Annotated in this window: 24 protein-coding genes and 1 tRNA gene; 13 read left to right on the plus strand and 12 right to left on the minus strand. The window is 74.4% G+C overall.

What is annotated here, in order from left to right; all coding sequences use genetic code 11:
• Positions 1-330: 330 nt before the first annotated feature.
• Complete coding sequence (locus PUR26_RS12605; protein WP_329872127.1) at positions 331-1,188, plus strand: peptidoglycan-binding domain-containing protein; 858 nt, start codon at positions 331-333, stop codon at positions 1,186-1,188.
• A gap of 132 nt (positions 1,189-1,320) precedes the next feature.
• The gene (locus tag PUR26_RS12610; RefSeq protein ID WP_329872129.1) at positions 1,321-1,995 is read left to right on the plus strand and encodes an HAD-IA family hydrolase; all 675 of its coding nucleotides are present in this window, start codon (positions 1,321-1,323) and stop codon (positions 1,993-1,995) included.
• Between the two features lie 166 nt (positions 1,996-2,161).
• Here the strand turns inward: PUR26_RS12610 and PUR26_RS12615 are convergent, their stop codons facing one another.
• Both PUR26_RS12615 and PUR26_RS12620 read right to left on the minus strand, forming a co-directional pair.
• Positions 2,162-2,746 (minus strand): TMEM165/GDT1 family protein, encoded by a 585-nt coding sequence (locus PUR26_RS12615; RefSeq protein ID WP_329872131.1) that lies wholly within the window; start codon positions 2,744-2,746, stop codon positions 2,162-2,164.
• Positions 2,747-3,056: 310 nt separating this feature from the next.
• Complete coding sequence (locus PUR26_RS12620) at positions 3,057-3,797, minus strand: ABC transporter permease (RefSeq protein WP_329872133.1); 741 nt, start codon at positions 3,795-3,797, stop codon at positions 3,057-3,059.
• Positions 3,798-3,984: 187 nt separating this feature from the next.
• Between PUR26_RS12620 and PUR26_RS12625 the strand changes: the two genes are divergently transcribed.
• From PUR26_RS12625 to PUR26_RS12645, 5 genes are all read left to right on the plus strand, one after another.
• Positions 3,985-4,629 (plus strand): HNH endonuclease family protein, encoded by a 645-nt coding sequence (locus PUR26_RS12625; protein WP_329872135.1) that lies wholly within the window; start codon positions 3,985-3,987, stop codon positions 4,627-4,629.
• Positions 4,630-4,759: 130 nt separating this feature from the next.
• On the plus strand, positions 4,760-6,481 hold the full coding sequence (locus PUR26_RS12630; RefSeq protein WP_329872136.1) for an alkaline phosphatase D family protein: 1,722 nt from the start codon (positions 4,760-4,762) through the stop codon (positions 6,479-6,481).
• A gap of 174 nt (positions 6,482-6,655) precedes the next feature.
• On the plus strand, positions 6,656-8,563 hold the full coding sequence (locus PUR26_RS12635) for an FAD/NAD(P)-binding protein (protein WP_329872138.1): 1,908 nt from the start codon (positions 6,656-6,658) through the stop codon (positions 8,561-8,563).
• A gap of 54 nt (positions 8,564-8,617) precedes the next feature.
• Positions 8,618-9,067 (plus strand): DoxX family protein, encoded by a 450-nt coding sequence (locus PUR26_RS12640; protein ID WP_329872140.1) that lies wholly within the window; start codon positions 8,618-8,620, stop codon positions 9,065-9,067.
• A gap of 242 nt (positions 9,068-9,309) precedes the next feature.
• Positions 9,310-9,936: a DedA family protein gene (locus PUR26_RS12645; protein ID WP_329872474.1), complete on the plus strand. Its 627-nt coding sequence runs from the start codon at positions 9,310-9,312 to the stop codon at positions 9,934-9,936.
• 19 nt (positions 9,937-9,955) lie between these two features.
• Here PUR26_RS12645 and PUR26_RS12650 read toward each other — a convergent pair whose 3' ends face one another.
• The 7 genes from PUR26_RS12650 to PUR26_RS12680 all read right to left on the minus strand — a co-directional run bounded on the left by PUR26_RS12650 (position 9,956) and on the right by PUR26_RS12680 (position 20,806).
• Positions 9,956-10,216, minus strand: a complete 261-nt coding sequence (locus PUR26_RS12650; protein ID WP_329872142.1) for a DUF2277 domain-containing protein — start codon at positions 10,214-10,216, stop codon at positions 9,956-9,958.
• 31 nt (positions 10,217-10,247) lie between these two features.
• Positions 10,248-11,414: a hypothetical protein gene (locus PUR26_RS12655; protein WP_329872144.1), complete on the minus strand. Its 1,167-nt coding sequence runs from the start codon at positions 11,412-11,414 to the stop codon at positions 10,248-10,250.
• Positions 11,411-12,691, minus strand: a complete 1,281-nt coding sequence (locus tag PUR26_RS12660; RefSeq protein ID WP_329872146.1) for a CHAT domain-containing protein — start codon at positions 12,689-12,691, stop codon at positions 11,411-11,413. The genes PUR26_RS12655 and PUR26_RS12660 overlap by 4 nt, the downstream gene beginning before the upstream one ends.
• Positions 12,692-12,696: 5 nt before the next feature.
• Positions 12,697-18,759, minus strand: coding sequence for an FxSxx-COOH system tetratricopeptide repeat protein (gene fxsT / locus PUR26_RS12665; RefSeq protein ID WP_329872148.1), 6,063 nt, complete (start codon positions 18,757-18,759; stop codon positions 12,697-12,699).
• A 158-nt stretch (positions 18,760-18,917) separates the two neighbouring features.
• Entirely contained in the window at positions 18,918-19,082 is a 165-nt protein-coding gene (locus PUR26_RS12670; protein ID WP_329872150.1) for a hypothetical protein, read from the minus strand.
• A 296-nt stretch (positions 19,083-19,378) separates the two neighbouring features.
• Positions 19,379-19,990 carry a hypothetical protein gene (locus PUR26_RS12675; protein WP_329872151.1) on the minus strand — a complete coding sequence of 204 codons (612 nt, stop codon included), beginning with the start codon at positions 19,988-19,990 and terminating at the stop codon, positions 19,379-19,381.
• A gap of 57 nt (positions 19,991-20,047) precedes the next feature.
• Positions 20,048-20,806 (minus strand): GntR family transcriptional regulator, encoded by a 759-nt coding sequence (locus PUR26_RS12680; RefSeq protein WP_329872153.1) that lies wholly within the window; start codon positions 20,804-20,806, stop codon positions 20,048-20,050.
• 108 nt (positions 20,807-20,914) lie between these two features.
• Here PUR26_RS12680 and PUR26_RS12685 point away from each other — a divergent pair, with 108 nt between their 5' ends.
• From PUR26_RS12685 to PUR26_RS12695, 3 genes are all read left to right on the plus strand, one after another.
• Positions 20,915-21,157, plus strand: a complete 243-nt coding sequence (locus tag PUR26_RS12685; protein ID WP_329872154.1) for a hypothetical protein — start codon at positions 20,915-20,917, stop codon at positions 21,155-21,157.
• 228 nt (positions 21,158-21,385) lie between these two features.
• Positions 21,386-21,655 (plus strand): hypothetical protein, encoded by a 270-nt coding sequence (locus PUR26_RS12690; protein WP_329872156.1) that lies wholly within the window; start codon positions 21,386-21,388, stop codon positions 21,653-21,655.
• A gap of 158 nt (positions 21,656-21,813) precedes the next feature.
• Positions 21,814-21,996, plus strand: coding sequence for a hypothetical protein (locus PUR26_RS12695; RefSeq protein ID WP_329872158.1), 183 nt, complete (start codon positions 21,814-21,816; stop codon positions 21,994-21,996).
• A gap of 82 nt (positions 21,997-22,078) precedes the next feature.
• Here the strand turns inward: PUR26_RS12695 and PUR26_RS12700 are convergent.
• Positions 22,079-22,153: transfer RNA gene (locus PUR26_RS12700), tRNA-Val, on the minus strand.
• Between the two features lie 160 nt (positions 22,154-22,313).
• On the opposite strand from PUR26_RS12700, the gene PUR26_RS12705 reads away from it, so the two are divergent.
• From PUR26_RS12705 to PUR26_RS12715, 3 genes are all read left to right on the plus strand, one after another.
• A complete protein-coding gene (locus PUR26_RS12705) occupies positions 22,314-23,081 on the plus strand; it encodes a DUF4097 family beta strand repeat-containing protein (protein WP_329872159.1) in 768 nt (255 codons plus the stop codon).
• 120 nt (positions 23,082-23,201) lie between these two features.
• On the plus strand, positions 23,202-24,494 hold the full coding sequence (locus tag PUR26_RS12710) for a hypothetical protein (protein ID WP_329872476.1): 1,293 nt from the start codon (positions 23,202-23,204) through the stop codon (positions 24,492-24,494).
• 29 nt (positions 24,495-24,523) lie between these two features.
• Complete coding sequence (locus PUR26_RS12715) at positions 24,524-24,733, plus strand: FmdB family zinc ribbon protein (protein WP_329872161.1); 210 nt, start codon at positions 24,524-24,526, stop codon at positions 24,731-24,733.
• A 111-nt stretch (positions 24,734-24,844) separates the two neighbouring features.
• On the opposite strand, the gene PUR26_RS12720 is transcribed toward PUR26_RS12715, so the two are convergent.
• A complete protein-coding gene (locus PUR26_RS12720) occupies positions 24,845-25,495 on the minus strand; it encodes a response regulator transcription factor (protein ID WP_329872162.1) in 651 nt (216 codons plus the stop codon).
• On the minus strand, positions 25,486-26,625 hold the full coding sequence (locus tag PUR26_RS12725) for a sensor histidine kinase (RefSeq protein WP_329872163.1): 1,140 nt from the start codon (positions 26,623-26,625) through the stop codon (positions 25,486-25,488). Before PUR26_RS12725 ends, PUR26_RS12720 begins: the two co-directional genes overlap by 10 nt.
• Positions 26,626-26,640: the final 15 nt, after the last annotated feature.

Below are 26,640 nucleotides of genomic sequence, written 5' to 3' on the forward strand. Positions count from 1 at the left end.
CTCACGCATCTCCCATCCTGGGCGTTCCGTCCCGTTATGGCCTGCCGAGGGGCGTCGGCGGGATCGGTGATGGCCGGGCGGGGCTGCATAATCGCTCGCAGTTCGAAGGGGAGGGGACCCACGTTGACAGGACACATCTGTCCTGAGTGCGGCGCGAGGGGCGGTGGGCGCGGTTGCGGCCACGGCTCTGCCGATGGACGCGCCGATGGACACATCGACGGATTCACCGATGGCCCGGGGGACGGATCCGCTCCCCCGCCCGGCTGGGGCCAGGGGGACCCGCCGCGGATACGCCCGTACGTGAATCTGGAGGCGTCCCCCGGAGGGGCGGTGCAGTCGCCGGCTGGTGGCGGGCACCCGGACCCCGGGGCGACGATGCCGCTGTTCGTGCCGCCGGCCGGGGGCCCGGCGTCGCCGACGGCTCCCGGGCCGGTGCCGGAGTACGGCTCCGGGCCCGCGCCGGAGTTCGTGTACGCCGCCGGGGCCGACCCGGGGTACGGGTCCGGGGCCCTCCCTGAGGCCGGCGCGCCGTCCCGGCGGGGCCGTTCACGCCGCCGCTCCCCCGCCCGGCGTTCGTCGGCGGTCGCCGCCGTCGTGGTGGCGGTGGTGGGCGTGGCGGGGCTGGCGGCGTTCACGGGCGGGCTGTTCGAGGGGGACGGGGGGACGGAGCGTGCCCTGCCCGATCTGGAGTCGAGCGCACCGCTGATGCCGAGCGGTCTGCCCGGCGTCCCGTCGTCGACGGTCGCGGCGTCCGGCTCGCCCTCGCCGTCGGATGCGCCCTCCGCGTCCGCCTCCGCCTCGGCGTCCGCGTCCGCATCGGCCTCGCCGTCCGCTTCCGCCTCCCGGCCGGACGCGGCGCCCTCCGGGCCCGCGTCCACCGGGGCGTCGCGTCCCGCGACGCCGTCGTCGCCGCCACCCCCCGGTGTCCGCCCGCCCGACCGTGAGCCGGACCCTGAGCCGGAGGGCCCCACGCTGAGCCGCGGGGACGAAGGGGACGACGTCACGGAACTGCAGGGCCGGCTGCGGCAGGCGGGCGTCTACGACGGGCCGATGCACGGGCGCTACGACAAGAACGTGGAGCAGGCGGTGGGGCGCTACCAGCGGGCCCGCGCCATCGAGGACGACGGCTGGGGCGTCTACGGCCCGGTGACCCGACGATCGCTGGAGGCGGAGACGGCCGGCCGCTGACCGGACAGGGGGCGGGTGGCGCAAAGGGGGTCTCGTTTTGTATCGTGGAGAAACAAAGTGGCCCCGCCCGTATTCCCTGACCGGCGGGCGGGCCGCTTCGTACCCCCACACCCTCTCCTGTGGAGATCGCCGATGTCGGCCACCGCTTCCTCCCCCGCTCTTCTGACCACCCGCGCCCTCCTTCTCGACATGGACGGCACCCTGGTCAACTCGGACGCCGTGGTGGAGCGCTGCTGGCGCCGGTGGGCCCTGCGGCACGGGCTCGACCCGGAAGAGGCGCTGAAGGTCGTCCACGGCCGCCAGGGGTACGCGACGATGGCCGTCCTCCTCCCGGACCGGCCGATGGAGCAGAACCACGCCGACAACCGGGTGATGCTCGCGGAGGAGACCGCCGACCTCGACGGCGTGGTGCCCATCGGCGGCGCCCCGGCCTTCATGGCCGCCATCGAGTCCCTTCCCCACGCACTGGTCACCTCGGCCGACGAGGCGCTCGCCCAGGCCCGCATGGGCGCGGCCGGACTGCGGATGCCCACGACCCGGGTGACCGCCGAGCGGGTGGGCGCGAGCAAGCCGGACCCCGAGGGATTCCTGAAGGGCGCCGCCGAGCTGGGCTTCGCCCCCGAGGACTGCGTCGTGTTCGAGGACTCGGAGGCGGGGATCCTCGCGGGCCGCGCCGCCGGGATGCGGGTGGTCGGTGTCGGGCCGCGCGCGGGTGCCTTCTCTCCCGACGTGCTCGTCGAGGACCTGACCCGGGTACGGGTGGGGGCGGGCGCCGACGGCACCGTCCAGCTCCGCATCACCGCCTGAGGCCCCGCGCCCCGGACCGGCCGCGTCCTTTCGCCGCCCGCCCGCGCCACGCCCCCCCACACACAGCCCCCACGGCCCACCCAGCCCCCACGGTCCGCGCGGTGCCACGAGCGGCACCCCCGCCGGTGTGTCACGGCCGTGGCGGCCGTGACACACCGGCGAGAACTCACGGCGCCAGCGCCTCGTAGAGGCTGAAGCCCGCCAGCGCGATCATCAGGCAGGCGGCGACCTTGGTGATCAGCCGCAGCGGTACGTACTTCATCAGCGTCCGCCCGCCCAGGATGCCGAGCGCGGCCACCGCCCACAGGGCCAGCACCGCGCCCAGGCCCACCGAGAGCGGGTCGTCGTAGCGGGCGGCCAGGTTCGCGGTCATGATCTGGGTCAGGTCGCCGAACTCCGCGACCAGGATCAGCATGAAGCCCGCGCCGGAGACCTTCCAGAAGGACTGGTCGGCCGGGGCCTTCATCTCCTCGTCGTCCTCGTCGTCCTTCTTGAGCAGCAGCATCGCCGCGCCCGCCAGGAACAGCAGACCCACCACGGCCTGCACCAGCCGGTGCGGCAGCAGGGTCAGGACGCTGCCCGCGGCGATGGCGAGGCCCACATGGATCGCGAAGGCGGCGGCGACACCCGCGAAGACGTAGGAGGCGCGGTACCGCGTGCCCAGCATGAGGCCGGCGAGGGCGGTCTTGTCGGGAAGCTCGGCGAGGAAGACGACGCCGAAGGTGATCGCCATGATCGTGAGACTGAGCACGGGACGGGTACCTCAATCGGTCGGGCTCCACCGCACCGAGAGACCTGCACACGCGTTCCAGGGGTCGCTTCGGCACGGCAGGGCCATGGGTGCATGGACTCTGCTGCTGCCGAAGGTCTCGCTGGCCGGCCCCTGACGGGACCCGCCTCCGGGCGCCGGCCGGGCACGAGGCCCAGCAGTATGTCGACGGTCCGGCGAAGAGCTACTCCCCTTCTGCTCCGTCCAGGGTACGCGATCGGACGGCGGCCCCGGCCCGGCCCGCACCGACGCCGTCGAGGCCGGGGCCGCACCGGCGCCCGCCCGCCCCGCCTCACGGCTGCGGCCGGTGCAGCCTGCCGCGCGCCACCAGCTCCAGCACCACCGCGACCGCCACTCCCTGCACGGCCATGAGGGCGATCAGCACGAACAGCTGCACCGCCCCCGCGAGCAGCGGTGACGCCCCGCCCAGCAGCATCCCGACGAACGCGCCCGGCAGGGTGACCAGCCCCACCGTCCTGGTCTGGTCGAGCCCGGGCAGGAGCGCGTCCGCCGCCGCCTCGCGGGCCACCTCCAGCCGGGCGTCCCGCTCCGGCAGCCCGAGGGCGAGCCCCGCCTCGACCTCCCCGTACCGCGACGCCAGCTCGTCCAGCGCACGCCGCCCGCCGAGCACGGTCGCGGTCAGCGCGCCGCCGATCAGGATGCCGGTGACGGGGATGAGGGCGATGCCCTTGACGGGCACGAGACCGGTGAGCACCAGGGCCGCGACGACCGGCACCACTCCCGTCGCGATGGGCAGGGCGGCCCACCACCAGCTGCGGTCGGAGGTGACGCGGCGCCCCGCCGTGCGTACCGCCACCGCGTACATCAGCAGCAGGAAGACGAACAGCAGCGGCAGGGAGCGGACCACCCATCCGATCACCAGCGAGACGGCGGCGAGCTGGCCCGTGGCACGCAGTCCGGCGGTGACGATCTCCCGGGGCGGGCGGAGGCGGGCGAGCGCCACGACGGTGGCGGCGAGCGCGAGCAGAACGGCGAGAACGGCCCCGAACGCGGCATTGACGGGCAGCAGCACCCTCCAACCCTAAAGCGGGGCAAGACGGCTGGCGGCCGGTCAGAAGAAGCGGCGCACCCCTTGATGTGACGTGCTCATGTCGCCACTCTGTTACCTGGCGCCCACCCCGCCGCAACCCGGCGCCGCCACGATGACCGAGCCGCCCGCCCGGGCGAACGGTCAAGGCCCCCCACCCCTAGGAGTTCGCATGTCCGGTGTCTACGCGCGTCGAATAGCCGTCCTCGCCGCCTCCGCAGCCCTCACCGCAACCGGCCTCCTGGCCACCGCCCCGGCCGCCCAGGCCGCCCCTCCGACCCCGGTCAGCGCCGCGACCGCCCGCACCTACCTCGCGGCGCTGACGGTGAAGGCGGAAGGTTCCTCCAGCGGCTACAGCCGCGATCTGTTCCCGCACTGGATCACCCAGTCGGGCAGCTGCAACACCCGCGAAACCGTCCTCAAGCGCGACGGCAGCAATGTGCAGCAGGACTCCAGCTGTGCGGCGGTCAGCGGCAGTTGGTACAGCGAGTACGACGGCGCGACCTGGACCGCCGCGTCGGACCTGGACATCGACCACGTGGTGGCCCTCGCCGAGGCCTGGCGCTCCGGTGCGAACAGCTGGACGACGTCCCAGCGCCAGGCGTTCGCCAACGACCTGACCCGCCCGCAGCTCATCGCGGTCACGGACGACGTCAACCAGGCCAAGAGCGACCTCGACCCGGCGGAGTGGCTGCCCTCGCGCACCGCCTACCGCTGCACCTACGCCCGGATGTGGGTGCACGTGAAGTACCACTGGAAGCTGAGCGTGGACTCGGCGGAGAAGAGCGCGCTGCAGTCCGTCCTCAACGGCTGCTGATCACTCCTCCCCGGGCCGCCGGCGGCCCGCCGCACGACCGGCGTGGCCGGAACAGCCCGAGGCCCTCCGTCGTTTCCGTACCGTACTGACGCACAGGCGTGTGTACGCGCGGGCGACGGAGGGACCACTCATGACGGCGGGACTGCGACTCGGACCACTCCTCCGCTACGTCGACTGGGATGCCGGCGACCACGCCACCGTCTGGGTGGAGACCGACGGGCCGTGCACGGCCGAGGTGCGGTGCGCGGACGGCGCCGCCGGCGCCGCGCGGACCTTCTCGATCGCCGGTCACCACTACGCGCTGGTCACGGTCACCGGGCTGACGCCCGGCTCCACGACGCCCTACGAGGTGCTGCTCGACGGCCACCGGGTCTGGCCGCTCGCCGACTCGCCCCACCCGGCCAGCACGATCAGCACCCCCCGGCCCGGGGCCTCGCAGGTCCGCGTGACCTTCGGCTCCTGCCGCTGGGCGGCGCCACCCGCCGGGGAGAAGGATCCGGTGGGCCCGGACGCGCTGGACCGGCTCGCCACCCGGCTCGCGGAGGACCCCGTGGCCGCCCGCCCCGACGCGCTGCTCCTGCTGGGCGACCAGGTGTACGCCGACGAGACCTCGAAGGCGACCCGCCAGTGGCTGGCCGCCCGGCGGGACTTGAGCGAGCCCCCGGGCGCGGAGGTGACGGACTACGAGGAGTACACCCGGCTGTACTACGAGTCGTGGCTGGATCCCGGGGTGCGCTGGCTGCTGTCCACCGTGCCCAGCTGCATGATCTTCGACGACCACGATGTCATCGACGACTGGAACACCAGCACGGCCTGGCTCGCGGAGATGCGCGGGACCCCATGGTGGCGCGAGCGCATCCTGAGCGGCCTGATGTCGTACTGGGTCCACCAGCACCTGGGCAACCTGTCCCCCGCCGAGCTGGCGGCCGACCCGCTGTACACGGCGGTGTGCGCCGAGCCGGACGGGACGGAGCGCCTGCGCCGGTTCGCGGCCGAGGCCGACGCCGACCCGGCCGGCGTGCGGTGGAGCTACCGGCGCGACTTCGGGCGGACGCGGCTGGTGATGGTGGACACCCGGGCGGCGCGGGTGCTGGAGGAACGCGACCGGGCGATGCTCGACGAGGGCGAGGCGCGCTGGCTGCGCGAGCAGGTGCTCGCGGGCCGGGCTCCCACGACGGACGGGGCCCGCAGGGGCGGCGCCGACGGCGCCGACGGGGACGGCGACGACCGGGACGGTTACGACCACCTGCTCATCGGCACCTCGCTGCCCTGGCTGCTGCCGCCTCTCATCCATGGCGCCGAGAGCTGGAACGCCATGCTGTGCCGGGGCGAGCGCGGCGGGCGCTGGGCGCGGATCGGCGAGCAGCTGCGGCGGCACGCGGACCTGGAGCACTGGGCGGCGTTCCCGGAGTCCTTCGACGGGCTGGCGCGGCTGCTCGCGGAGGCGGGCCGGGGGCCTGACGCCCCGGCGACCATCTGCGTGCTGTCGGGCGATGTGCACCACGCGTACGTCGCCGAGCCGACGTGGCCCGAGGACGGCCCCCGGGCCGAGGTCTACCAGCTGACCTGCTCGCCGGTGCACAACTCGATCCCGCGGGTCATGCGGCTCGGCTTCCGTCTCGGCTGGAGCCGGGCGGGGCGGCGGCTCGGCCAGGCGCTGGCCCGGCACGGGCGGGCCGGGCGGCCGGGCGTCGACTGGCACAGGACGGGCGGACCGTGGTTCGGGAACCAGTTGATGACGCTGGCGCTACGGGGCCGTTCGGCGGACCTGCGGCTCGAACAGGCACGTGAACAGGACGGCCGGGCAGGGCTGGTGACGGTGGACGAGAGGTCTCTGACGCCCCTTCGGTGAACGTTCCGTGAACGTCTCCACGACCCCTCCCCTAAGCCTCCTTGATCGGTTCCGTGATCCTGCCCACAGCGGAGGGTCATCCTCCGCCCAGGGGTTCGACTGCCGTCGCCCCACCGGCATGATGTGCCGGACGCACAGCTTCCCCGCACCCCCTTTGCCCAGGGAGTCTCCCCTTTGTCCGCAGTTCGTCATGCGATAGCCCTGGTCGGTGCAGGTCCCCGTGGCACTTCGGTGCTGGAGAGACTCTGCGCCTCCGTCCCGGAACTGGCCCGGGGTGTTCCCCTGACCGTCCATGTCGTCGACCCCTCGCCGCCGGGAGCGGGCCGGGTCTGGCGCACCGACCAGTCGGCCGAGCTGCTGATGAACACGGTCGCGTCCCAGGTGACGGTCTTCACCGACGGGAGCGTGAGCTGCGAGGGCCCGGTGCGCGAGGGGCCCAGCCTGTACGAGTGGGCCGCCTCCCGCCCGGGCGGACCGGGTCCCGACGACTACCCGACCCGCGCCTGCTACGGCCGGTACCTGGAGTGGGCGTTCGCCCGGACGGTACGCGAGGCGCCGCCCGAGGTGACGGTACGGGTGCACGCGGCCCGCGCGGTGCGCCTGGAGGACGAGGAGGGCCGGGGGGAGGGCGCGCAGACGCTCGTCCTCGACGACGGCACCGTCCTCGACGGGCTGGGAGCGGTCGTCCTGGCCCAGGGCCACCTCCCGGAGACCCCCACCCCGTCGCAGGCCCGGCTGAGCGCGTACGCGGCGCGCCACGGGCTGTGCCATCTGCCGCCCGCCAACCCGGCGGACCTCGACCTGGCGTCGATCGCCCCGGGAGAGAAGGTGCTGCTGCGGGGTCTCGGCCTCAACTTCTTCGACCACATGGCGCTCCTGACGGCGGGCCGCGGCGGCACCTTCGTACGGCAGGACGGTGCCGGTGACGACGCGGGCGCGGGCCGGCTGGTGTACCGCCCGTCGGGGCGGGAGCCCCGGCTGTACGCCGGCTCGCGGCGCGGTGTGCCGTACCAGGCGCGCGGCGACAACGCCAAGGGCGCGTCGCGGCGGCATGAGCCGCTGGTGCTGACGCCGTATGTCATCGAGACGTTCCGCAAGCGGAGCGAGGCGGGCGACCCGCCCGACTTCCTCTCCGAGATATGGCCGCTGGTCGCCCGGGAGGCCGAGACGGTCTACTACGAGGCGCTGCTGCGGGACGCCCCCGGGTTCCGTTCCCGGTTCCTCGCCGCCGAGGCGCCGGAGACGGTTCTCGACGCGTACGGGGTACCGGCCCGGGACCGCTGGTCCTGGGAGCGGGTCTCCCGCCCGAACGCGGGGGAGGCGTTCGGCTCCCCGGCCGGTCACCGTGCCTGGCTGCTGGCCCATCTGCGCCGGGACGCGGCGCAGGCGGCGCTCGGGAACGTCGCCGGTCCGGTGAAGGCGGCGCTGGACGTCCTGCGGGACATCCGCAACGAGTTGCGCCGCGTCGTGGACCACGCGGGCCTGTCGGGCGCCTCGCGCCGCGATCACCTGGACCGCTGGTACACGCCTTTGAACGCGTTCCTGTCCATCGGGCCGCCGCGCCGCCGCATCGAGGAGATGGCCGCGCTGGTCGAGGCGGGCGTCCTGGACGTGGTGGGCCCGGGGCTGGAGGTACGGACGGAGAACGGCGCGTTCGTGGCCGAATCACCCGCTGTGCCCGGTTCCACCGTGACGGCGACCACACTCATCGAGGCGCGGCTGCCGGAACCGGACCTCCGCAGGACCGGGGACGCACTGCTCGCGCGGCTCCTGGAGACCGGTGGGTGCAGGCCGCACACGGTCGACGGCTACGAGACCGGCGGCCTGGACGTGACAGGACGGCCATATCACCTGATAGACCGTCAGGGACGCGCCCACACCAGAAGGTTCGCGATCGGTGTGCCCACCGAGGGGGTGCACTGGGTGACGGCCGCGGGCGCCCGGCCGGGCGTCGACTCGGTGACGCTCTCGGACGCCGACGCGGTGGCGCGGGCCGCCCTGCGGGCCGCCGTGCGCCTCCGCGCGGCCGACGCGGCACCCCGGCCGGAACGACCGAATGTTGAACTTGCAAGTATTGATTAGGACTCCCTAACCTAGGGCCATCGGTTCCGTCCCCAACCGAAGGAGTCCCCCCGCATGTCCCAGCTCTCGGCGCGCCTCGACAGGGCCCAGCCCTATGCGCTCGGCCTGTTCCGCATCGTCGTCGGACTGCTGTTCCTCTGCCACGGCGCCGCCTCGCTCTTCGGCGTCCTCGGCGGCGCGGTGGGCGGCGGCACCGTCCCCACGGGCAGCTGGCCGGGGTGGTACGCGGCCGTCATCCAGCTCGTCGGCGGCGCGCTCGTCCTGGTGGGCCTGGGTACCCGGGCCGCCGCGTTCATCGCCTCGGGCTCGATGGCGTACGCGTACTTCAAGGTCCACCAGCCGATGTCGCTGTTCCCGCTGGAGAACGGCGGCGAGGCGTCGGCCATGTTCTGCTGGGCGCTGCTGCTGCTGGTCTTCACCGGTCCGGGCGCCCTGGCCCTGGACGGCCTGTTCTCCTCGCGCGGCCCGGCCCGCCGGGAGCGGCACGAAACGGTCACCGTGTAGCACCGCTCGCGTCGCGGGTGTGGCCCAAGGGCCCGGGCCGGTCCCGGGCCCTTCCGCATGTGCCGCCCGGCCTCCCCGAGCCGCGGGACCCCTCGTGCGCCGGTCCTTCCGTGAGCTGCGCGACATCGTCCGTCCCGGCGATCCACGGCCGACCCACCGGGCGTACGCTGTATGGCTGTATGCCGCCCCTGCCGCTCCCCTGCGACGTCGCGGCGCTGGTACGTCGAACCGGGGAGTCGAAGGTGCTCGACAGTGTGGGGTCGTTGGCCGGAAGTCCATGGATCTACGCCGTGGTGGGCGCCTCCGTCCTCCTCGACGTCTTCCTGCCCGTTCTGCCGAGCGGTGTGCTCGTGATCACGGCGGCGACCGCCGCGGCGGCCGGGAACGTCCCGCCGAACGTCCTCTCCCTGCTGACACTGATGCTGTGCGCCGCCACCGCCTCACTGCTCGGCGATCTCGTCGCGTACCGCCTGGCCTGGCACGGCGGCGACCGGCTGGACCGGGCCATCGCCCGCTCGCGCCGCCTGACCGCCGCGCAGGAACGTCTCGGCACGGCACTGAGCCGGGGCGGCGGCGTCCTCGTCGTCATCGCCCGCTTCGCCCCGGCCGGGCGATCCGTGGTCTCCCTGGGCGCGGGCGCCGCCCGCCGCAGGGCCAAGGAGTTCGTGCCGTGGTCGGCCCTGGCGGGAGTGGCCTGGGCCGCGTACAGCGTGGGTCTGGGCTACTTCGGCGGCCGGTGGCTGGGCGCGACCTGGATCGGGGCGGCGGTATCGGTCCTGGCCCTCTTCCTGGCGGGGACGCTCGCCGCGTACGTCGTGCGGCGACCGGCACCCGTGCCCGCTCCGTCGGCCGCGCCCGCCGCCTCCTAGGAACGCCCGGGGAAGGGCCTCAGGTCCTTGCCGCGGGCCGGTCCGCGGCCGCCGGGGCCGCTCCCCTCGCGGCGCCCCGTACCTCGATCCCTTCCAGCAGGGCCCGGGTCGCCCCGGCGATCTCGTCCACGGCCCGGTCGAAGACCTCCCGGTTGTGGGCGGCCGGGCTCCGGAAGCCGGAGACCTTGCGGACGAACTGCAGGGCGGCTGCGCGGATGTCCTCCTCGGTGGCCTCTTCGGGGAGAACGGGCGGTCGGAGGGTCTTGATGCTGCGGCACATGCCTCCAGTGTGGCGCGCGGGTCCCGCCGCGTCAGCGTGCCAGCGAGGCGAGACTCAGCAGCAGATGGGCGGATTCCGGCCGTCGGAAGTCCGAGTGCGCCCCGGCGGGCGCGAGCCGGGTGGCCAGGCTGCCCCGGAAGAGCGGGCTGGCGTCCACGTTGACGATCCGGTGGTCCAGCTCGGCCAGGGCGTACGGCACGTCGACGGGCCTGATCCGGGTGGTGAACTGCGGCACGGGCGCCACGCCGGTCCCGGTGTGACCGATCCCGGGCACCCCCTCGGCCCGCAGGTGCCAGAAGCCGGTGGCCCGGTCCCAGCGGGAATGGGTCAGGACCAGCGGCCCGCTCAGCGGGGCCCCGGGACGTCCGCCCGCCGGGAACAGCGAGGGGAAGAGCTGGTCGAAGGCGTCGCGCGGGGCCGCCATCTGGAAGATCAGCGCGCTGTCGGCGGTGAACGGCCGTCTGGGGTCCGCCGCCGCGCTCCAGCCGAGGACCCGCGGGTTCAGCGGCTGCTCCGCCGACCGCTGGACCGCCTCGCACAGGAAACGCCCGCCGAAGGAGTGGCCGACCAGGTGCAGGTACTGGCCGTTGCGGTTGGCCAGCACATCGGGACGGTCGGGGTGCGCCCGCTGCGCGTCCAGGTAGCCGAGCAGGTGGGCCAGGACGTACGACGCCTGCGCGGTGGGTCCGGCGCTCATGGCGTGCGCCCGGTCCCGGATGGTGCGGTACCCGCCGAGGGTGGGCCGGCTGGACGAGGGCCAGCGCACCGCCACGCACCAGGGCCGGTAGCCCCCGGTGATGCCGGGATACCGGTCCGGGTGGGCGGCGTACAGCGAGCGGGCCTCGTGGACGAGCCCGGCGGCCGTGCGGGCGGCGGTCGCCGGAGGGGTCTGCCAGCCGTGCACGTAGACATGGATGTCGGTGGCCTGGCGGGGCACGGTCAGATGCCTGGCCAGGTGTTCGGCGACCCGGTTGGCCGGCACGGGCGTCGTGGTGCCGGGCACCAGCAGCCTGCCCCGTTCGTCCAGGTCGACCACCGTCGCCCGGGGCGGGGCGCCGCGCGGGGCGAGGGAGCCCTTGCCCGTACGTCTGGCGGAGGCGCGCGCCGTGGAGGCACGGCTCCGGGCGGGGAGGCCTCCACCGGCCCGGCCCGCGTCGGAACGGCCCCCTTCGGACGGGTTCACGGCACCGCGCTTCATGACGCGACCTCCAGTCGGCTGTCGATCCCGCAGTGCAGGGAGTACGCGAGGGCCAGCGGGTTGTGGAACTCACGCGCGAACCGGCGCACCAGCGCCTGGGATATCTCGCCGGCCGTGTGCTCCCCCGCCAGGTACAGGTCAAGGAACGCGTACGCGTACTCGGTGGCGAAGACCTGCGGGATCTCGATCTGCGGCCCGAGCACCCCGTCGGCGCCCAGCTTGATCAGTGCCGCGCCGAGGTGCTCCAGCTCGGGCACGGTCGCCGCCTGGCCCGAGTGACACGCGTTGAGCAGCACGAAGGGACGGAAGCGGGAGTCGTGCAGGCCGGTGAAGCGGTCGCGGCGGTCCTCGACCAGATCGGCGTCGATATGGCGGTCGTCGGAGAGCTGGACGACGAGATGGGGGTGGGGCGAGCCGTTCTCGACGAAGTGGCCGTGGCACCAGAAGTACATCAGGTCCTCGTCGAACATCGCGCCCGACAGCGCCTCCAGGAACGTCTCCGACTCCGTGTGGACGGTCAGATGGGACCGTTCCTCCAGCAGTTTGCGGACCTCGGGGGCCTTGGCCACCATCTCCAGCGTGGAGTCGGTGTTGAGGCTGGTCACCGGCAGGGTGCGGGGCGCTCCGGGGGCCTGCAGCGTCTGGTAGGACGTGCCGGTCTGCTCCACCTGGTGCCGGTGGCCCAGGAAGGAGTCCCACACCTCCTCGCCGTCGCCCGGCTCCACCGCCAGCATCGGCCAGGGCAGGTGGAGGTCCGAGTCGAAGCTGATCCGCAGGCAGTCGTCGGACGCGAGGGTGTCCATCAGGAAGTCCCGGAAGGACCGGAGCGCGGCGCCGTCCCCGGCGAGGAGGGTCTTGAGCAAGGAGCGTCCCGCCTCGGCGAGTTCCTCGGTGACCCGGCGGGCGCGGTCCGCGATCGGCGAGAGATCGGCCACGTCGGAGAAGGGGAACCCGCCGTCGGACATGCCGTCCGCGTCGGTGAACCGGCGGTGCACGACCCGCTCGTGCCAGATGGACCGCAGCCGTGCCGCCTTCCTGAGGACGCTGGTCTCGGACACCTCCAGATACGCGTGGTGGGTCCCGTTCTTCGGGGACCTGGTGTACGGCTGGAAGGCCGAAATGTGCAGCCGGTCCCGCTGGTAGCGACGCAGCGACACGATGAGGTCCAGGGGCTCCGGCGCTGCGGGCACCTTGTCCGGGCCGCCGCGGTGCGGGGGCAGGACGGTGAAGTCGAGGGACGGGTTGTGCCGGATGTCGACGGCGAGGTCTCTGACCACGGTGCTCAGTCCCCCCGGGGGGCGTCGGGCGACGGTACGGGGGATTCGCCGGTGACGTCTACGGTGGCCTCCAGATCCTGCAGCACGACGCCGTAGCGCTGGTCGTACACGGTCAGCCGGATGCGGTGCGCGCCCGGCTCGGCGGGGGTGAAGACGAAGGTCGCGGGCTCGGCGCCGGGGATGTGCTCGGCCGACGCCGGCTCGATCCCCGCGGCGGACCGGACACCGGCGAGGAGCAGCAGCGGAGGCAGCACGGACGCGTCCGGTGCCGGAACCGTCTCGCCGTCACCGACGCCCTCGATCCCGTCGGCCCCGTCAGTGCCACCGGTCACGCCTGCCCCGCCGGCGGGGTCACCGGACTCACCGAGCTCCCCGGCCGCCTCCGAGGAGCCCGACCGGCCGGGCACCTCCTCGTCCGCGTCGGTCACGAGCTCCCCGTCGGTCACGAACTCCGCGTCCGGCACGAGCTCCTCGTCCGCGTCGGTCACCGCGCCGCTCGCCGCCTCCCGGGCCCGCTCCGCGCCCGGCTCCCCCGCCCCGGGTCCGGGCGGCTCCCCGCCGGCCGCGCTGTCGGCGCCGTCGGCGCTGGTCCCGGAGTGCCATGTCTCCCCCGGCTGCCCCGCCGCGCGCTCCATGCGCACCTGGATCCTGGCGGGCTCCCCCACCCGGGCGTCGTCGAGCAGGGTGACCCGCAGGGCCCTGGGGGGACGCAGCCGCTCGAAGCGCGCCCTGAGGCCGGCCACGAAGGGGTGCGCGGCGCCCAGGGTCCGCTCCCAGTCGGCGAGCAACCGCTCCCGCTCCCGCGCGGTGTCCTCGTCGCCCGCCGCCGCCCGGGCCAGCAGGAGGGCCGTCCCGCCCTCCAGCGTCAGGGGGTGACCGGCGCCGTACACCCGGGCGCGCCCCTGGCACACCGCCCGCAGCAGCGCGACGGCGGCCTGCCGGTCCCCGGCCTCGCCGCACGCCTGGGCCAGGCCCACGACCGGCGTGGTGAACGGCCACCAGCCGTAGGGCAGCCGGGCGCAGGTGACGACGACGGACGGATCCCCGTCGGCGTCCCGGTGGGCGCGGGCCACTTCCTCGATGGTGGCCGGGAAGCCGTGCGGCGTCACCCGGGCCCGGCCCTCCAGGACCGACACGTACTCCGTGACGGCCCGCGCCGCGTCGCCCGCCTGGAGCACGGCGAGGGCCAGCACCTCGCGCGCCTCCAGGGTGAAGGGGTTGTCCGGGCCCCAGTGCCGTACGCAGTCGGCCACGACCCGCTCCGCGAGCCGTACCGCGACACCGGGCGATCCGGTCTCCGTGCGGACGAGGGCGAGAGCGACGCGCGTCTCGGTGGTGAAGACGTGGGTGTCGCCGAGGGCCCGTCGGGCGTCCTCGACCAGCCGGTCGAGGAGGGTGACGGCCCTGCGGTGGTCCCCGGCCTGACGGCAGGCGAGCGCGAGCAGCCGGCGTTCGCCCAGGGTCTTGATGTGGTCGGCGCCCCCGATCCGCACGCGGGTGGCGCAGAGGCTCTCGTACTCCTTGACCGCGCGGGCGTACTCGCCCGCCATGAGCCAGGTCTCGGCCAGGGTCCCCCGGCAGTCGAGGGTGTCGGCGTGGTCGGCGCCGAGGATCCGCTTGCGGTCGGCGAGCACGTCCTCCACGGCTGCGGCGGACGTGACGAGGTCGCCGCCCGCGCGCCGGTCGAGCGCGGCCTGCAGGCGGGCCCACAGGGTCTGCGGGTGGTCGGCGCCCTGGATCCTGGCCCGGTCGCGGACCAGCTCGTCGCGGAGCCCGGCCGCGCGTCGCCAGTCGCCGGACAGCCGCAGCGCGCGGCAGAGCGAGCGGCGGGTGCCGAGGGTTTCGGGATGGTCGGGGCCGAGGAGACGCGTGATGTCGGCGAGGACGTCCTCGTAGAGCCGGATCGCGTGCGCGTGGTCACCCGCGTCGGTGAGGGCGAGGGCCAGGTTGGAACGCGAGGCGAGCGTGTAGAGGTGCTCCGGCCCGTGGACGCGGGTGCGGTCCTCGACGAGCACCTCGAACTCCGCGATCGCCTCCCGGTCCTGGCGGGCCGACTGCCGCGCGTAGGCACGGCGGTTGCGACGGCCGAGGGTCCTGACGTGGTCGGCGCCCAGCACGCGCGTGGAGTCGTCGACCAGCCGCGTCAGCTCCTCGACGGCCTCGTGCATCTGCCAGGCGGACCGCCGGGCCTCGGCCAGGGAGTTGCGCGCGATCAGGGTGTCGGGGTGGTCGGCGCCCAGCAGCCGGACGTGGTCGGCGACGAGCTGTTCCCGCAGTTCGAGGGCCCTGCCGTGCATACCGGCCTCCTGGTAGGCGGAGGCCAGCTGGCTCCGCTCCTCCAGACAGGCCGGATCGTCGGCGCCCTGGATCCGGACGCGGTCCTCGACGAGCTCCTCGAACTGCGCGACCGCGCGCAGCGGATACCCCGCCAGCTGCTGTCCCCTGGCGAGGTTGCGACGGCACAGCAGCGTCTCGGGGTGGTCGGCCCCGTACACCCGGGTGAAGTCGCGCAGCAGCGGCCGGTAGAGGCGCACCGCCTCGGTGAACCGCCCGGCCTCGCGCACGGTGAACACCTGCCAGGAGCGGGCCACCAGGGTCCATGGATGGTCGACGCCCTGGATCCGCTCCCGTTCCCGGACGAGTCCGGTGAAGAGCTCCACCGCTCGGCCGAGGTCGCCCGCACGCCGGTAGGCGTTGGCCACGCCCCAGCGCGCGTCGATGGTCCTGGGGTGTTCGGCGCCGTGCACCCTCGTACGATCGCGCAGCAGCTCCTCCTGGAGGGCGATCGCCACGCGGTGGTTCAGCGCCTCGTGCTGGACGTCCGCCAGGCGGAAGCGGGCGGAGAAGGTGTCGGGGTGGTCGGCTCCCAGGACGCGGGTCCGGTCGGCGACCAGCCTCTGGAACCCGGCGACCGCTTCGGGTAACTCCCCCGCCGTCTGATGGGCGTGGGCGAGCAGGAACCGCGCCTCGAAGGTGGTGGGGTGGTCGGGGCCGTGGATCCGCGTACGGTCCGCGACCAGCTCCCCGAAGAGTCCGATCGCCTCCTGGTGACGGCCCGCGTCGCGAAGGGCGAGGGCGAGGTTGCCGCGGGCGTAGAGCGTGGCCGAGTGCTCGGCGCCCTGGGTCCGCTCCCGGTCGGCGAGGACCGCTTCGAGACTGGTGACGGCCTCGGCGTGGCGGCCCGCCAGCTGGAGGGTGTAGCCCAGGCCGTTGCGGACGGACAGCGTCACGGGGTGGTCGGCGCCCCGCACGCGCGTGCTGTCCTCGACGAGTCCTTCGAAGAGCTCGGTCGCCCGCCGGTACTCGCCCTCGTCCCGGCGGACCACGGCCTGCCAGAACCGGGTGCCCAGCGTCTGGGGGTGGTCCGCTCCGAGGACCCGCTCGCGGGCTTCGACGAGCTCGTCGAAGAGCTTCCCCGCGTGCCGTCTTCTGCCCTCCTCCTGGTAGGCGTGGGCGAGGAAGAGCCGGGCCTCCAGGGTCGTGGGGTGGTCGGGGCCCTGGATCCGCGTACGGTCCGCGACCAGCTTCCCGAAGAGCCCGATCGCCTCCTGGTGGCGGCCGGCGGCCCGGTAGGCGGCCGCAAGGCTGCCGCGGGCGTGGAGCGTGTGCGGGTGCTCGTCGCCCTGGACCCGCACGCGGTCGGCGAGGAGCGCGGCGAACTCCCTCACGGCCGCGTCGTGCTCCCCGGCGACCTGCCGGCTGTAGGCGAGGCCGCTGCGGAACGAGAGGGTGTCGGGGTGGTCGGCCCCGCGCGCCCGCGCGCAGTCGGCCACCAGCTCCTGGTAGAGCCCGATGGCGCGCCGGTGCTCGCCGGCGTCGCGGCAGGCGTCGGCGAAGTCGTCCCGCACGTCGAGGGTGTCGGGGTGCTCCGGGCCCATCACGCGGGCGTAGTCGGCGGCCAGCGCCTCGTACTCGTCCACCGCCGCGTCCCGTTCGCCGGCGGCCTGCCGGGCGCGGGCCAGGTCCGCGCGGCAGCGCAGCACATCGGGGTGGTCCTCGCCCTGCACGCGCGTACGGTCACCGAGGACCTCCGCCAGCAGGGCCACCGCGCGGCGGTGCTCCCCGGCGGTGCGCAGGGCGGCGGCGAGCCAGCCCCGGCTGGTGAGGGTGTCGGGGTGCTCCGGGCCGAGGACGCGGGCCCGGTCGGCGACGGCCTTGCCGTACAGCTCGACCGACAGCCGGTGGTCGCCCGCCTCCCGGTGCGCGTAGGCGAGGCCGTTGCGGCTGGTGAGCGTGGACTCGTGGTCGGCGCCCAGGACCCGCGTACGGTCCTCGACGACCGCCTCGAACTCCTCGACGGCCCGCCGGTGCTCACCCGCCAGCTGGCGTGCGTAGGCGAGGCCGCTGCGGCTGGTGAGCGTCGACTCGTGGTCGGCGCCCAGGACCCGCGTACGGTCCTCGACGACCGCCTCGAACTCCCTCACCGCGCGCCGGTGTTCGCCGGCCTTGCGGTAGGCGTATGCCAGGTTGTCGCGGCTGGCGAGAGTGGCGGGGTGGCTGCGGCCGGACACCTTCATCCGGTCCAGGAACACGTCGCGGCACAGGCTGACGGCCTTGGCGGGTTCACCGGCCTTGCTGTGGAGCTCGGCGAGCAGGTCCCGGGAGTCCAGGGTGTCGGCGTGTTCCAGACCGAGCAGCGCGGTACGCCGTTCCACCACGGCTTCCTGGAGCTCGATGGCCAGGGTGCGCTGGTCCCGCTCGACGAGCTCGGTGACGGCCCGCCGGTAGAGGTCGATGACGTCCGGGTCGGGCTCGGTCCCGGGCGTGCGCCGGGCGGCGGCGAGGGCCTGGATGTGCGGCAGGAGCGACTGGAGGCGGGCCTGCGCCTCGTGTTCCGTACCGGCCGCGCCGCCGGTGCGCAGGGCGCGCGCCAGGGCCCACTCGGCGATCCCGTACGCCTCCTGACCGGCCCCGGACGTGCGGAGCACGGACTGGAGCAGGCGGTGGACGGTGACGGTCCGCCCGCCGAAGGTGATCATGTTGTAGTCGGCGAGCGTGCCGAGCGCGGAGTCGACGTCACCGGGTACGCGGGAGAGCGGCAGCAGGATCTCGCGCGGCAGGGCCTCGGGGGCGTACCAGGCGAGCACGCGCAGCAGCTCGACGGCGAACGGGTCGCGCCGCTCGATCGAGTGAAGCGTGGTGCGCCGGATGCGGTCGATGGTGCGGGTCGCGTCGGTGCCCGGGGCGGCGGTGTCGAGTTCGACGCGGTACGCGGAGAAGGACGTCCCGGTCTGGCGCAGGTAGGCACCGGCCTGGGACAGCGCGAGCGGCAGCCGCCCCAGGTCGCGCGCGAGCGCGGCGGCCTGCCGCCGCTGGGCGGCGTCGGGCGACCGGCCCTCCAACGCGACCTGGCACAACAGGTCGGCGGCGACCTCGGCGTCCAGTACGTCGAGCTGGACCGCCTCCGTGCCCGGGTGCCAGCCCTTGGCGCGCCGGCTGGTGACGAGCTGGTGCCCGCGGCCCAGGAGCTGTCCGACGTACGGGTTGACGTGGACGGGGTCCTCGGCGTTGTCGTAGATGAGCAGCCAGCCGGGGTGCTCGTGCAGCCAGGCGAGGGCCCACTCGGTCCGCTCCTTCGGCGTGGCCCCGAGGGCCCATCCGGGGTGCAGGAAGATGGCCAGGTCGGCGAGGGCGGAGACGATGTGCCCCTCGGTCTCGGCGGTGATCCACCACACGAGCGTGTAGTCCTCGCGGCGGGCGTAGGCGTAGTGCAGCGCGAGCGACGTCTTGCCGACGCCGCCCAGTCCGTGCAGGGCGGCGGCCTGGGTGATCACGCCGCCGCCCGGGGACGCGGTCAGGACCTTCTCGACCGCGGCGAGGGCCTGTGTCCTGCCGACGAGGACCTGGGTCGCGGCCCTGGGCAGGTTGTGCATCCCGACGGGCGCGGGGATGCGGGCGATGGCCTCGCGCGCCTCGGGATCGAGGACGGTCGTGTGCTCCTCGATGTGCGGGTTCCCGCCGGGGTCTCCGCCCGCGGGCACCCGCCGCTGGCTGGGGATCTCCTGCTCCTGCGCGCCGGCGGCCCGCGACGCCCCGAGCCCTTCGTGGAGGATGTCGTCAAGAATCATCGCGCCCCGCTCGACCCGGCGCCCCGGGAAACGTCCGCCACCGTCTCCGCACCCCCCGAATGCCCTGATGACTGCCCGTCAACCCTAGGGCAGTGACAGTGAGTTGTCACTCCGGAACGCTACGGGAGCCGGTCCCATTCCCAGGGTCGCCGGGGGCGTCACGTGCGAGCGCGCCCGCGCTGCTTCTCCTTGAACCTCTCGATGGTGTAGGTCGCCCAGTCCCCGCGGTGCAGGTTGCACCGCGAGGCGCCCACCATGGCGAGCCGCCGGCACCCACCGCCGCGCTTGGTGGGCGCCCCGCACTTCGACTGCGTCCGGGCCATGTCGCTCCTCCTGCCCGATGGAATCGCCGGACCGACCGGTCCGGCACACCGCAGGATCACCGCCGCCCGGCCCGCCCCGGCAGGGCGCAGGGCGGTCCCACGACGGCGCGCTCCGTCGCACGCGCGGAGCACGGCCGCCCCGCGCGACGGGCGCCGCCGGCGGGCCGGGGGCGGGGCCGGGTGCCGTCGCGCCCGGGCAGCGGGTGTGGCCCAGGAGCCTGGCAGGGCCATCGGGCCGCCCGCCCCTCGGCGGAAGAGGTGATCCACGGCGCCCCGGCCGCGGTGCCCCGGCCCTGTCACCCGCAGTCGACCTCGTGCAGGCCGGGGAAGACCGGATCGCCGGTCGTGCCGTGGACCGCCAGAACGCCGCCGCCGTGGCCCCAGCTCAGCTCGTACGTACCGGAGGCGACGGGGCGGTAGCCGTCGTCCGCCGTCCAGGAGCTCCCCGGCCGGCCGATACCGGTGGCCCCCACGGCGTACACCTCACCGCTGCCCGAGAACAGGAACGCCGTCTCCCGCACGACGGCCCGGCAGCCGTCCGGGCCGCGCGGCTCCAGCACGTGGTACTCCGCGCCCAGGTCGGCGAGCGCCCCGAAGGCGCAGCCCAGTCCGGCGGCGACGGCCGGCAGCGTGATCAGCCGACGGGGCGGGAAGCGGCCGCTCGCCGTCGTCGCGCGGGCGGCCGGGCGACGCCGTACGGCACGGCCCAGCACGAGTACCAGGAGGGCGAGGAGCAGCGCACCGCTCAGCACCCAGCCGGGGACGGCACGGCCCATGACGACGAGCAGCAGATCGCCCCAGCCGGCCACGAGGGCGAGCAGCAGGCAGCCCGTGACGATGACGACGTACGGGGTGAACGGCGCTGTCCGGGCCGCTCGGCGCTGTTCGCGCGCAAGCTCCGACTCCATCGGCGCACACTATTGCCTCGTCGGCCCCGGCCGACGCGCGAGTGTCCGGCGTCCGGGTCAGTCGTGCTGGACACCGATCTCGTACGCGATCTCCCAGCGCACGTCGGCGACGGTGATGTCGGCCGTCTCGACGGGGCGGCCTTCGGTGTCGTGGTAGGTGCGTTCGATCTCGGTGATCAGGTCCCCGACCGAGATGCCCAGCAGGTTGGCCTGTTCCTGGGTGGCGCGGGCCGGGCGGGGCACCTCGACGGCCGTCTCGATGATGACGCCGATCGACCGCATCCGCTCGACGACGCCGGCACCCGCGTGGGGGCCCATCTCGGGCAGGACGACGGGGGTTCCGTCGGTGATGGCCATGGGCTCCCAGCTCTCGGAGAGCTGGACGGGCTGGCCGTCGGCGAGGAACTCGTAATGGGTGTGCACGCACGGGTCGCCGGGCGCGATGGCGAGCCGCTCGGCGATGCGCTCCGGGGCCGGCACGCGGGCGGTACTGCGGGACTCCCAGGTTCCGGCGCGGCCCTGCTCGCGCATGTCGGCGCGGAACGGGCTCCCGCCCCTGCTCTCGCGGTGCCGGGAGCGGACCATGCGGAGGCGCTCACGCGGCCGGCGGATGTACGTACCGGATCCGGCGCGCCCCTCCAGCAGGCCCTCGATGATGAGGCGTTCCATGGCGCGCTGCGCGACGGACTGGCCCACGCCGTACTCGGCGGCGAACTTCGCCCGGCTGGGCAGCTTGTCGCCCACCTGCCACTCACCGCTGGTGATGCGGGCGCGCAGAGCGTCGGCCACCTGAAGGTAAGGCGTTTCGCGTGGCATAGGCGCAGCTCCAAGGGTGCACGACCGTCATTGACAAAGCTAACCCATCAGGTCGAAGCTGAGTACTCAGCATCACGAACCGTGACGCAGGGATCACAGGGGAGAGCTGTGCCCACGATCGACGCGCAGACCGCCGCACTCGTCAGTGCGCTCGCCGCCGCAACCGGCACGCAGCCCACCGTCGACGAGGCCCCCCAGCGCGTCCGTGTGGAAGCGGAGATCCCCGCCGATCTGGCCGACGCCGAGTGGAGCGCCCTGCTCCTCGCCCTCCGCTCGGCCGACCGGTTCGGGCACGACAGGACCGCCGAGCGCGCCACCGTGTGGGCCGAGTTGGACCGGAGGCAGCAGTGACCACCCGTACCGATCCCCCCGGCCGGTACGTGTCCCCGGAGTGCCGGGCGGACGCGTGCGAGCTGTGCGACGGGCCGGGGGCGGTCCGGCTTCCCGGCAGCCGGGCCGTGGAGCTGCCGATAGAGACGTTGCACTGCGCGCACGCCTGCCACCCAAGCGCCGGGGCGGCCCACCCGTGGGACCGCGCCGGCCGCCCGCCCCAGGACCGCCGAACGGAATGAGGTACGCGTGACCGTCACCGCCATCGCCGACGTGCGCCCCCCGGACGCGCACGCGGCACCGTCCCGGCCGGCCCCGCCGCCGTCCCCGGCGTCCGGCCGGCCGCCCGTACAGACGTCGGGCGACCCGCCCGCCGACATCCCGAACGAGAACGACGAGGCAGACATGAAACACATCGCGACGGTCCTGCGGAACCTCTTCTGCTACTGCGGCGGGGAGATCGCACCCAACGGGCAGGGGCGTCCGCAGTGCCGCAGCTGCGGCCAGCTGTACGGCTAGCCCGCGCCCGCGGCCCGCAGCGGGAAGGCACCCTCCCGTGTCCCGAGTGCCGGCGGGCGGATGTCGCGGAACGTGGGTGGCCGGTGGACGCGTCACGGCCGCGACACCGGCCGTCCGCAGCGGTGCCGTCTCCCGCGATGGACTGCCCACGGTGCCGCGTGCCGCTCGTCCCCGGTGACCCGGACTGGTACCGGTGCCGCTGCGGCTACGAGATGGCGGCCGGCGCGCATGAGGAGTACGCGCGGCTGACCGCCGCTCTCGACGCGGATCCCGAACGGTTCTTCACGGACGTGGCGTTCCGGCTGTCGGAGCTCCGGACCCTCGAACCGGTCTGGACGTGAGACCGCCCCGCCCGGCCGTCCTCGTGGCGGCCGGGCGGGGACACCGAAGGCCCCCGGCCATGATCGGCGGGGGGCCTTCGTATGGTGGGCGCGGACGGTTTCGAACCGCCGACATCTGCTTTGTAAGAGCAGCGCTCTACCCCTGAGCTACGCACCCGTGGAATGAGGCAACAGCCTACATCGCCCCCCGGCGGTTCCCGCAAACGTGATCACGTACCTGGGGGTAGCCCTACCCCGGGACGGTGGTGGGCCGGATCGTGGGCGGGGCGGCCGGCGCCTAGCGTGGGGGCATCAGCAGGGCTATCAGGGGGTTCAACGTGGCAGCACACCGTATCCGCAGGCTCGTCGCGGTCGGCGGGGTCGTTCTCGGCGGGCTCGCCGTCACCGGGTGCGGGAGCGCCGATGTGGAGGGCGCCCCCGTGGAGAGGAAGGCGTTCGCGTTCAGCGGGGAGACGTTGAGCATCGACTCCGACGACTCCGAGCTCGTCCTCATGCCCGCCGACGTCAAGGACGTCCAGGTGTCCCGGCAGGTCGACGGCTGGGTGGTCATGGGGAACGGGCCCGAGCCGAGCTGGAAGCTGGAGGACGGCCGGCTGACCCTGCGGGTCGAGTGCGACGCCCTGGCCAGCAACTGCTCGTCGCGGCACGAGGTGAGGATCCCGCGCGGTGTCGCCGTCACCGTGGAGGACGACAACGGGGCGGTCACCGCGGACGGGTTCGCCACCGCGCTGAAGGTGCGGTCGGACAACGGCCGGGTGACGGTGCGCGGCGCCGGGGGGCCGCTGGACCTCCAGAGCGACAACGGCGAGATCCGCGTGGAGGGGGCCACGTCGAGGAGCGTGGTCGCGCGGTCCGACAACGGACGGGTCCACCTGGGGCTCGGCGTGGTGCCGGACCGGGTGGAGACCGTCAGCGACAACGGCGCCATCACCATCGAGCTGCCCGCCGGGAAGACCGCGTACGCCGTGGAGGCCCGGAGCAACAACGGCGAGGTCGAGGTGGGTGTCCCGACGGACGACGGCAGCGCGCACGTGGTGAAGGCGCGCAGCGACAACGGGGAAGTCACCGTCCGTTCCGCGAACTGACCGGCCCGTGTGTTCGTCCTTACCTGGTGGGAGAATGAACCGGGCAGGGCGGACACGGCACGGGAGCGGGATGTGACGGCGACAGACGCGCGGCGGTACACGACGGACGCGCTCGCGCTGATGCTGCTTCCCGTACTCCTCGCGGCCGCGCTGCCCGCCGCGGTCGCCGGTGGCGGTACGCGCCGCTGGTTCGGCGGGCGCGGGGACGGCCGGCGGGCCGACGCGCAGGCCGCGAAGGACGACGCCGCCGCCGCGTTCTACGAGCTGGACACCGCCCAGCGGGACCTGCGGATATCCATCGAGACGATCACCGCCGTGGACGGCTCGCCGGCCGCCCTGCGGGCCGTGGACGACTTCGCGGCCCTGGGACGGCGCATCGACGAGGTGAGCCACCGCTACATCACCGCCGTCGACACCTACGACCTCGACCGGGACGACCTCGAAGGTTCCGTGGCGTCGCGGGCGCGCGGCGAGCTGAGCCGCGCCAAGGACGATCTCGTACAGGTCAGGGGCGAGCTGGAGCGGTTCGAGCGGGGGCTCGGGCCGCTGCTCGACAAGGCGGAGACGCAGCTCGCGCGGCTGGCCCCGGCGGTCGGAAGGGCGCGGACGGCGCTGCTCGCCGCGACCGAAGCGCTCGACGCGGCCCGCGGCTCCGGTCTGCGCGCGGACGACCTCGCCGCCCGGCTCGCCGCCCTCGGCCCCGAGCTGACCAGGCTCAACGAGGGCGCCGGGCAGCACGGTGTCGCCGACACCCTCCAGCGGGCCGACCGGGTGCTGCGCGACGCCGAAGCCGTACGGGCGGAGGCCGAGCGGCTTCCGGAGCGGGCCGCCGAGACGGACAAGCGCCTGGTCTCCCTGCGGACCCGGGCCCAGGCACTGACCCACCGGGCCGCCGCAGTGGAGCCGGTCCTCAGCGAGCTGCGCCGACGTTTCAGCGCCGCCTGCTGGCAGGATCTGCAGCCCGTTCCCGCGCGGGCCGCGCTGAGCGTCCGGCAGGCGGAGGAGAAGCTCCAGGAGGCCGGCCGGGCGCGGGAGGAACAGCGCTGGGCCGACGCCACCGCCCTGATGGCCACCGCGCGGGCGCTGCTGAACAGCACCGACGAGGCCGTCTCCGCCGCCGGTGACCGCCTTCGGCGGCTGGACGCGGTGGCGAAGGACCCGCAGCAGGAGACCGAGCGGACCCGGTTCGCGATCCGCGACGCGCAGCGGCTGGCCATGGCGGGCCGCACCACGCCCGATCCGCGCCATGCCCGCCCGCTGGACGACGCGGTGGCGCGGCTGGAGCGGGCGATCGGGGGCCTGGAGGGGCGCCACCCGGACTATTGGCACTTCCTGACGGAGACCGAGGCCGTGCGGGCCACCGTGGCGCGGGTGGTCGAGCTGATCCGTGAGGATCTGGGCAGTGGGGCCTGAGCGGGACGACCGGTCGCTAGTCTGAGGTCATGCCTCGTTACGAATACCGCTGCCGGACCTGCGGCGACACGTTTGAGCTGAACCGTCCCATGGCCGAGTCGTCGGCCCCGGCGGACTGTCCCGCCGGGCACGACGACACCGTCAAGCTGCTCTCGGCCGTCGCCGTGGGCGGCACCGCGCAGGCCGCTCCCGCCGGCGGCGGTGGCGGCGGATGCTGCGGAGGGGGTTGCTGCGGCTGACCCGTCCGCGCCTCGGGGGCGCCCCGGGGGGATGAGCGGGCCTCCGGAGCCCGGCCGTACGGCCGCGGGCCCGGCGCCGGCCGCCGCGCGATGCCGCGGTGCGGTGCCCGGTCAGGTACCTAGATATCGCAGCACCGCCAGCACCCGGCGGCTGTAGCCGGCCGTCCCGGTCAGCTCCAGCTTGTCGAAGATCGCGTTGATGTGCTTCTCCACGGCGCTCTGCGAGACGTACAGCCGGGCCGCGATCGCCGCGTTCGTGTGTCCCTGCGCCATCGCCGCGAGGACCTCGCCCTCGCGGGCGGTCAGCCGGGAGAGCGGGTCGGTGCGGGTGGAGCGGACGAGCAGTCTGCGGACGACCTCGGGGTCGAAGGCGGTCCGCCCCTCCCCCACCCGCTCCAGGGCGTCCAGGAACTCGTCGACCTCGGCCACCCGGTCCTTCAGCAGGTAGCCGACTCCGTCCGATCCGCCGGTGAGGGTCAGCAGCTCGGTGGCGTACCGCCGCTCCACGTACTGGGACAGCACCAGCACCCCGACGCCGGGCCACCGTTCGCGGATGCCCAGGGCCGCGCGCAGGCCCTCGTCGGTGTGCGTGGGCGGCATGCGGACGTCGGCGACCACGACGTCCGGCCGGTCCGCCTCGACCGCGGCGAGCAGCTGTTCGCCGTCGCCGACCGCCGCCAGGACGTCGTGTCCCTCCTCCATCAGCAGCCGCACCAGACCTTCGCGCAGCAGTGTGGAGTCCTCGGCCAGGATCACCCGCATGGCACCTCCGCCGTGATGATGGTGGGGCCGCCGGCCGGGCTGTGGACCGCGAACCGGCCGTCCAGGGCGGTCACCCGGCTCGCGAGGCCGCTCAGTCCGGTACCGGTGGGAGCCGCTCCGCCCCCGCCGTCGTCGGTCACCCGCACCGTCAGCACCCCGTTCCCGCATCCCAGTTCCACACCGATCCGGGTGGCCCCGGCGTGCTTGACGACGTTGGTCACCGCCTCGGACACCACGAAGTACGCCACCGTCTCGACCTGCCGGGGCAGCGCCGGGGCGACGTCGTACCCGAGCGCGACCGGCAGCGGGCTGCGTTCGGCGACCGACTCCAGGGCCGCCCGCAGTCCCGCCTCGTCCAGCACCGTCGGGTACACCCGCCAGGCCACCTCGCGCAGTTCGGCCAGCGCGCGACGGCTCTCCTCGTGGGCCTGGAGCAGCAGCGCACCGGCGCGCTCCGCGTCCCGGCTGCGCCGGGCGCGGCCCAGCAGCATGCCGAGGGCGACCAGCCGCTGCTGGACCCCGTCGTGCAGGTCCCGCTCGATGCGCCGTCGCTCGTCGTGGACGGCGTCCATGACCTCGGCCCGGCTGGCGGCGAGTTGCGCGATGCGCCGTTCCAGCTCGTCGTGGTGGCTCGGCCCCAGGTAGCGGCGGGCCAGTTGCCCGTCCAGCGCGGCGACGCCGACGACGCCCTGGACGGCGAGGAAGAGCAGGAACAGCCCCGCGAGGCTGCTCACGGCCACGGCCCACAGGTAGCGGATGTCGGTGATCGCCCAGCCGTACAGGATGAACGTGCTGTAGCCGGCGCCGATCACGACGCAGCCGAGCACCACCCCGCCCAGCAGGCCCACCGGCCAGCGGGCGGCCGTGTACCGCAGGGCGCGCCCGTCCTCGTACACGGCGGAGATCCGCACGTCGTGGAAGCGGCCGAGACGGCCGCGCTCCAGTCGTGCGAGGCGCCCCGCGACGGCGTACGCGGGGCGCAGGACCGTGCGGCGCCCGCGCGGCCAGGCCAGCACCGGCAGCAGCGCGACGCCCGTGACCAGTGCCCAGACGAGCTCGACGACGGCGGTGGCGGCCCCGAGGGCCAGGCCGGCCGCCTGCCGGACCCACCGCTGGGCGACTTCCTTCATGATCGGCCACGCTAG

The organism is Streptomyces sp. SP18CS02, from assembly GCF_036322365.1.
Classification (GTDB): domain Bacteria; phylum Actinomycetota; class Actinomycetes; order Streptomycetales; family Streptomycetaceae; genus Streptomyces.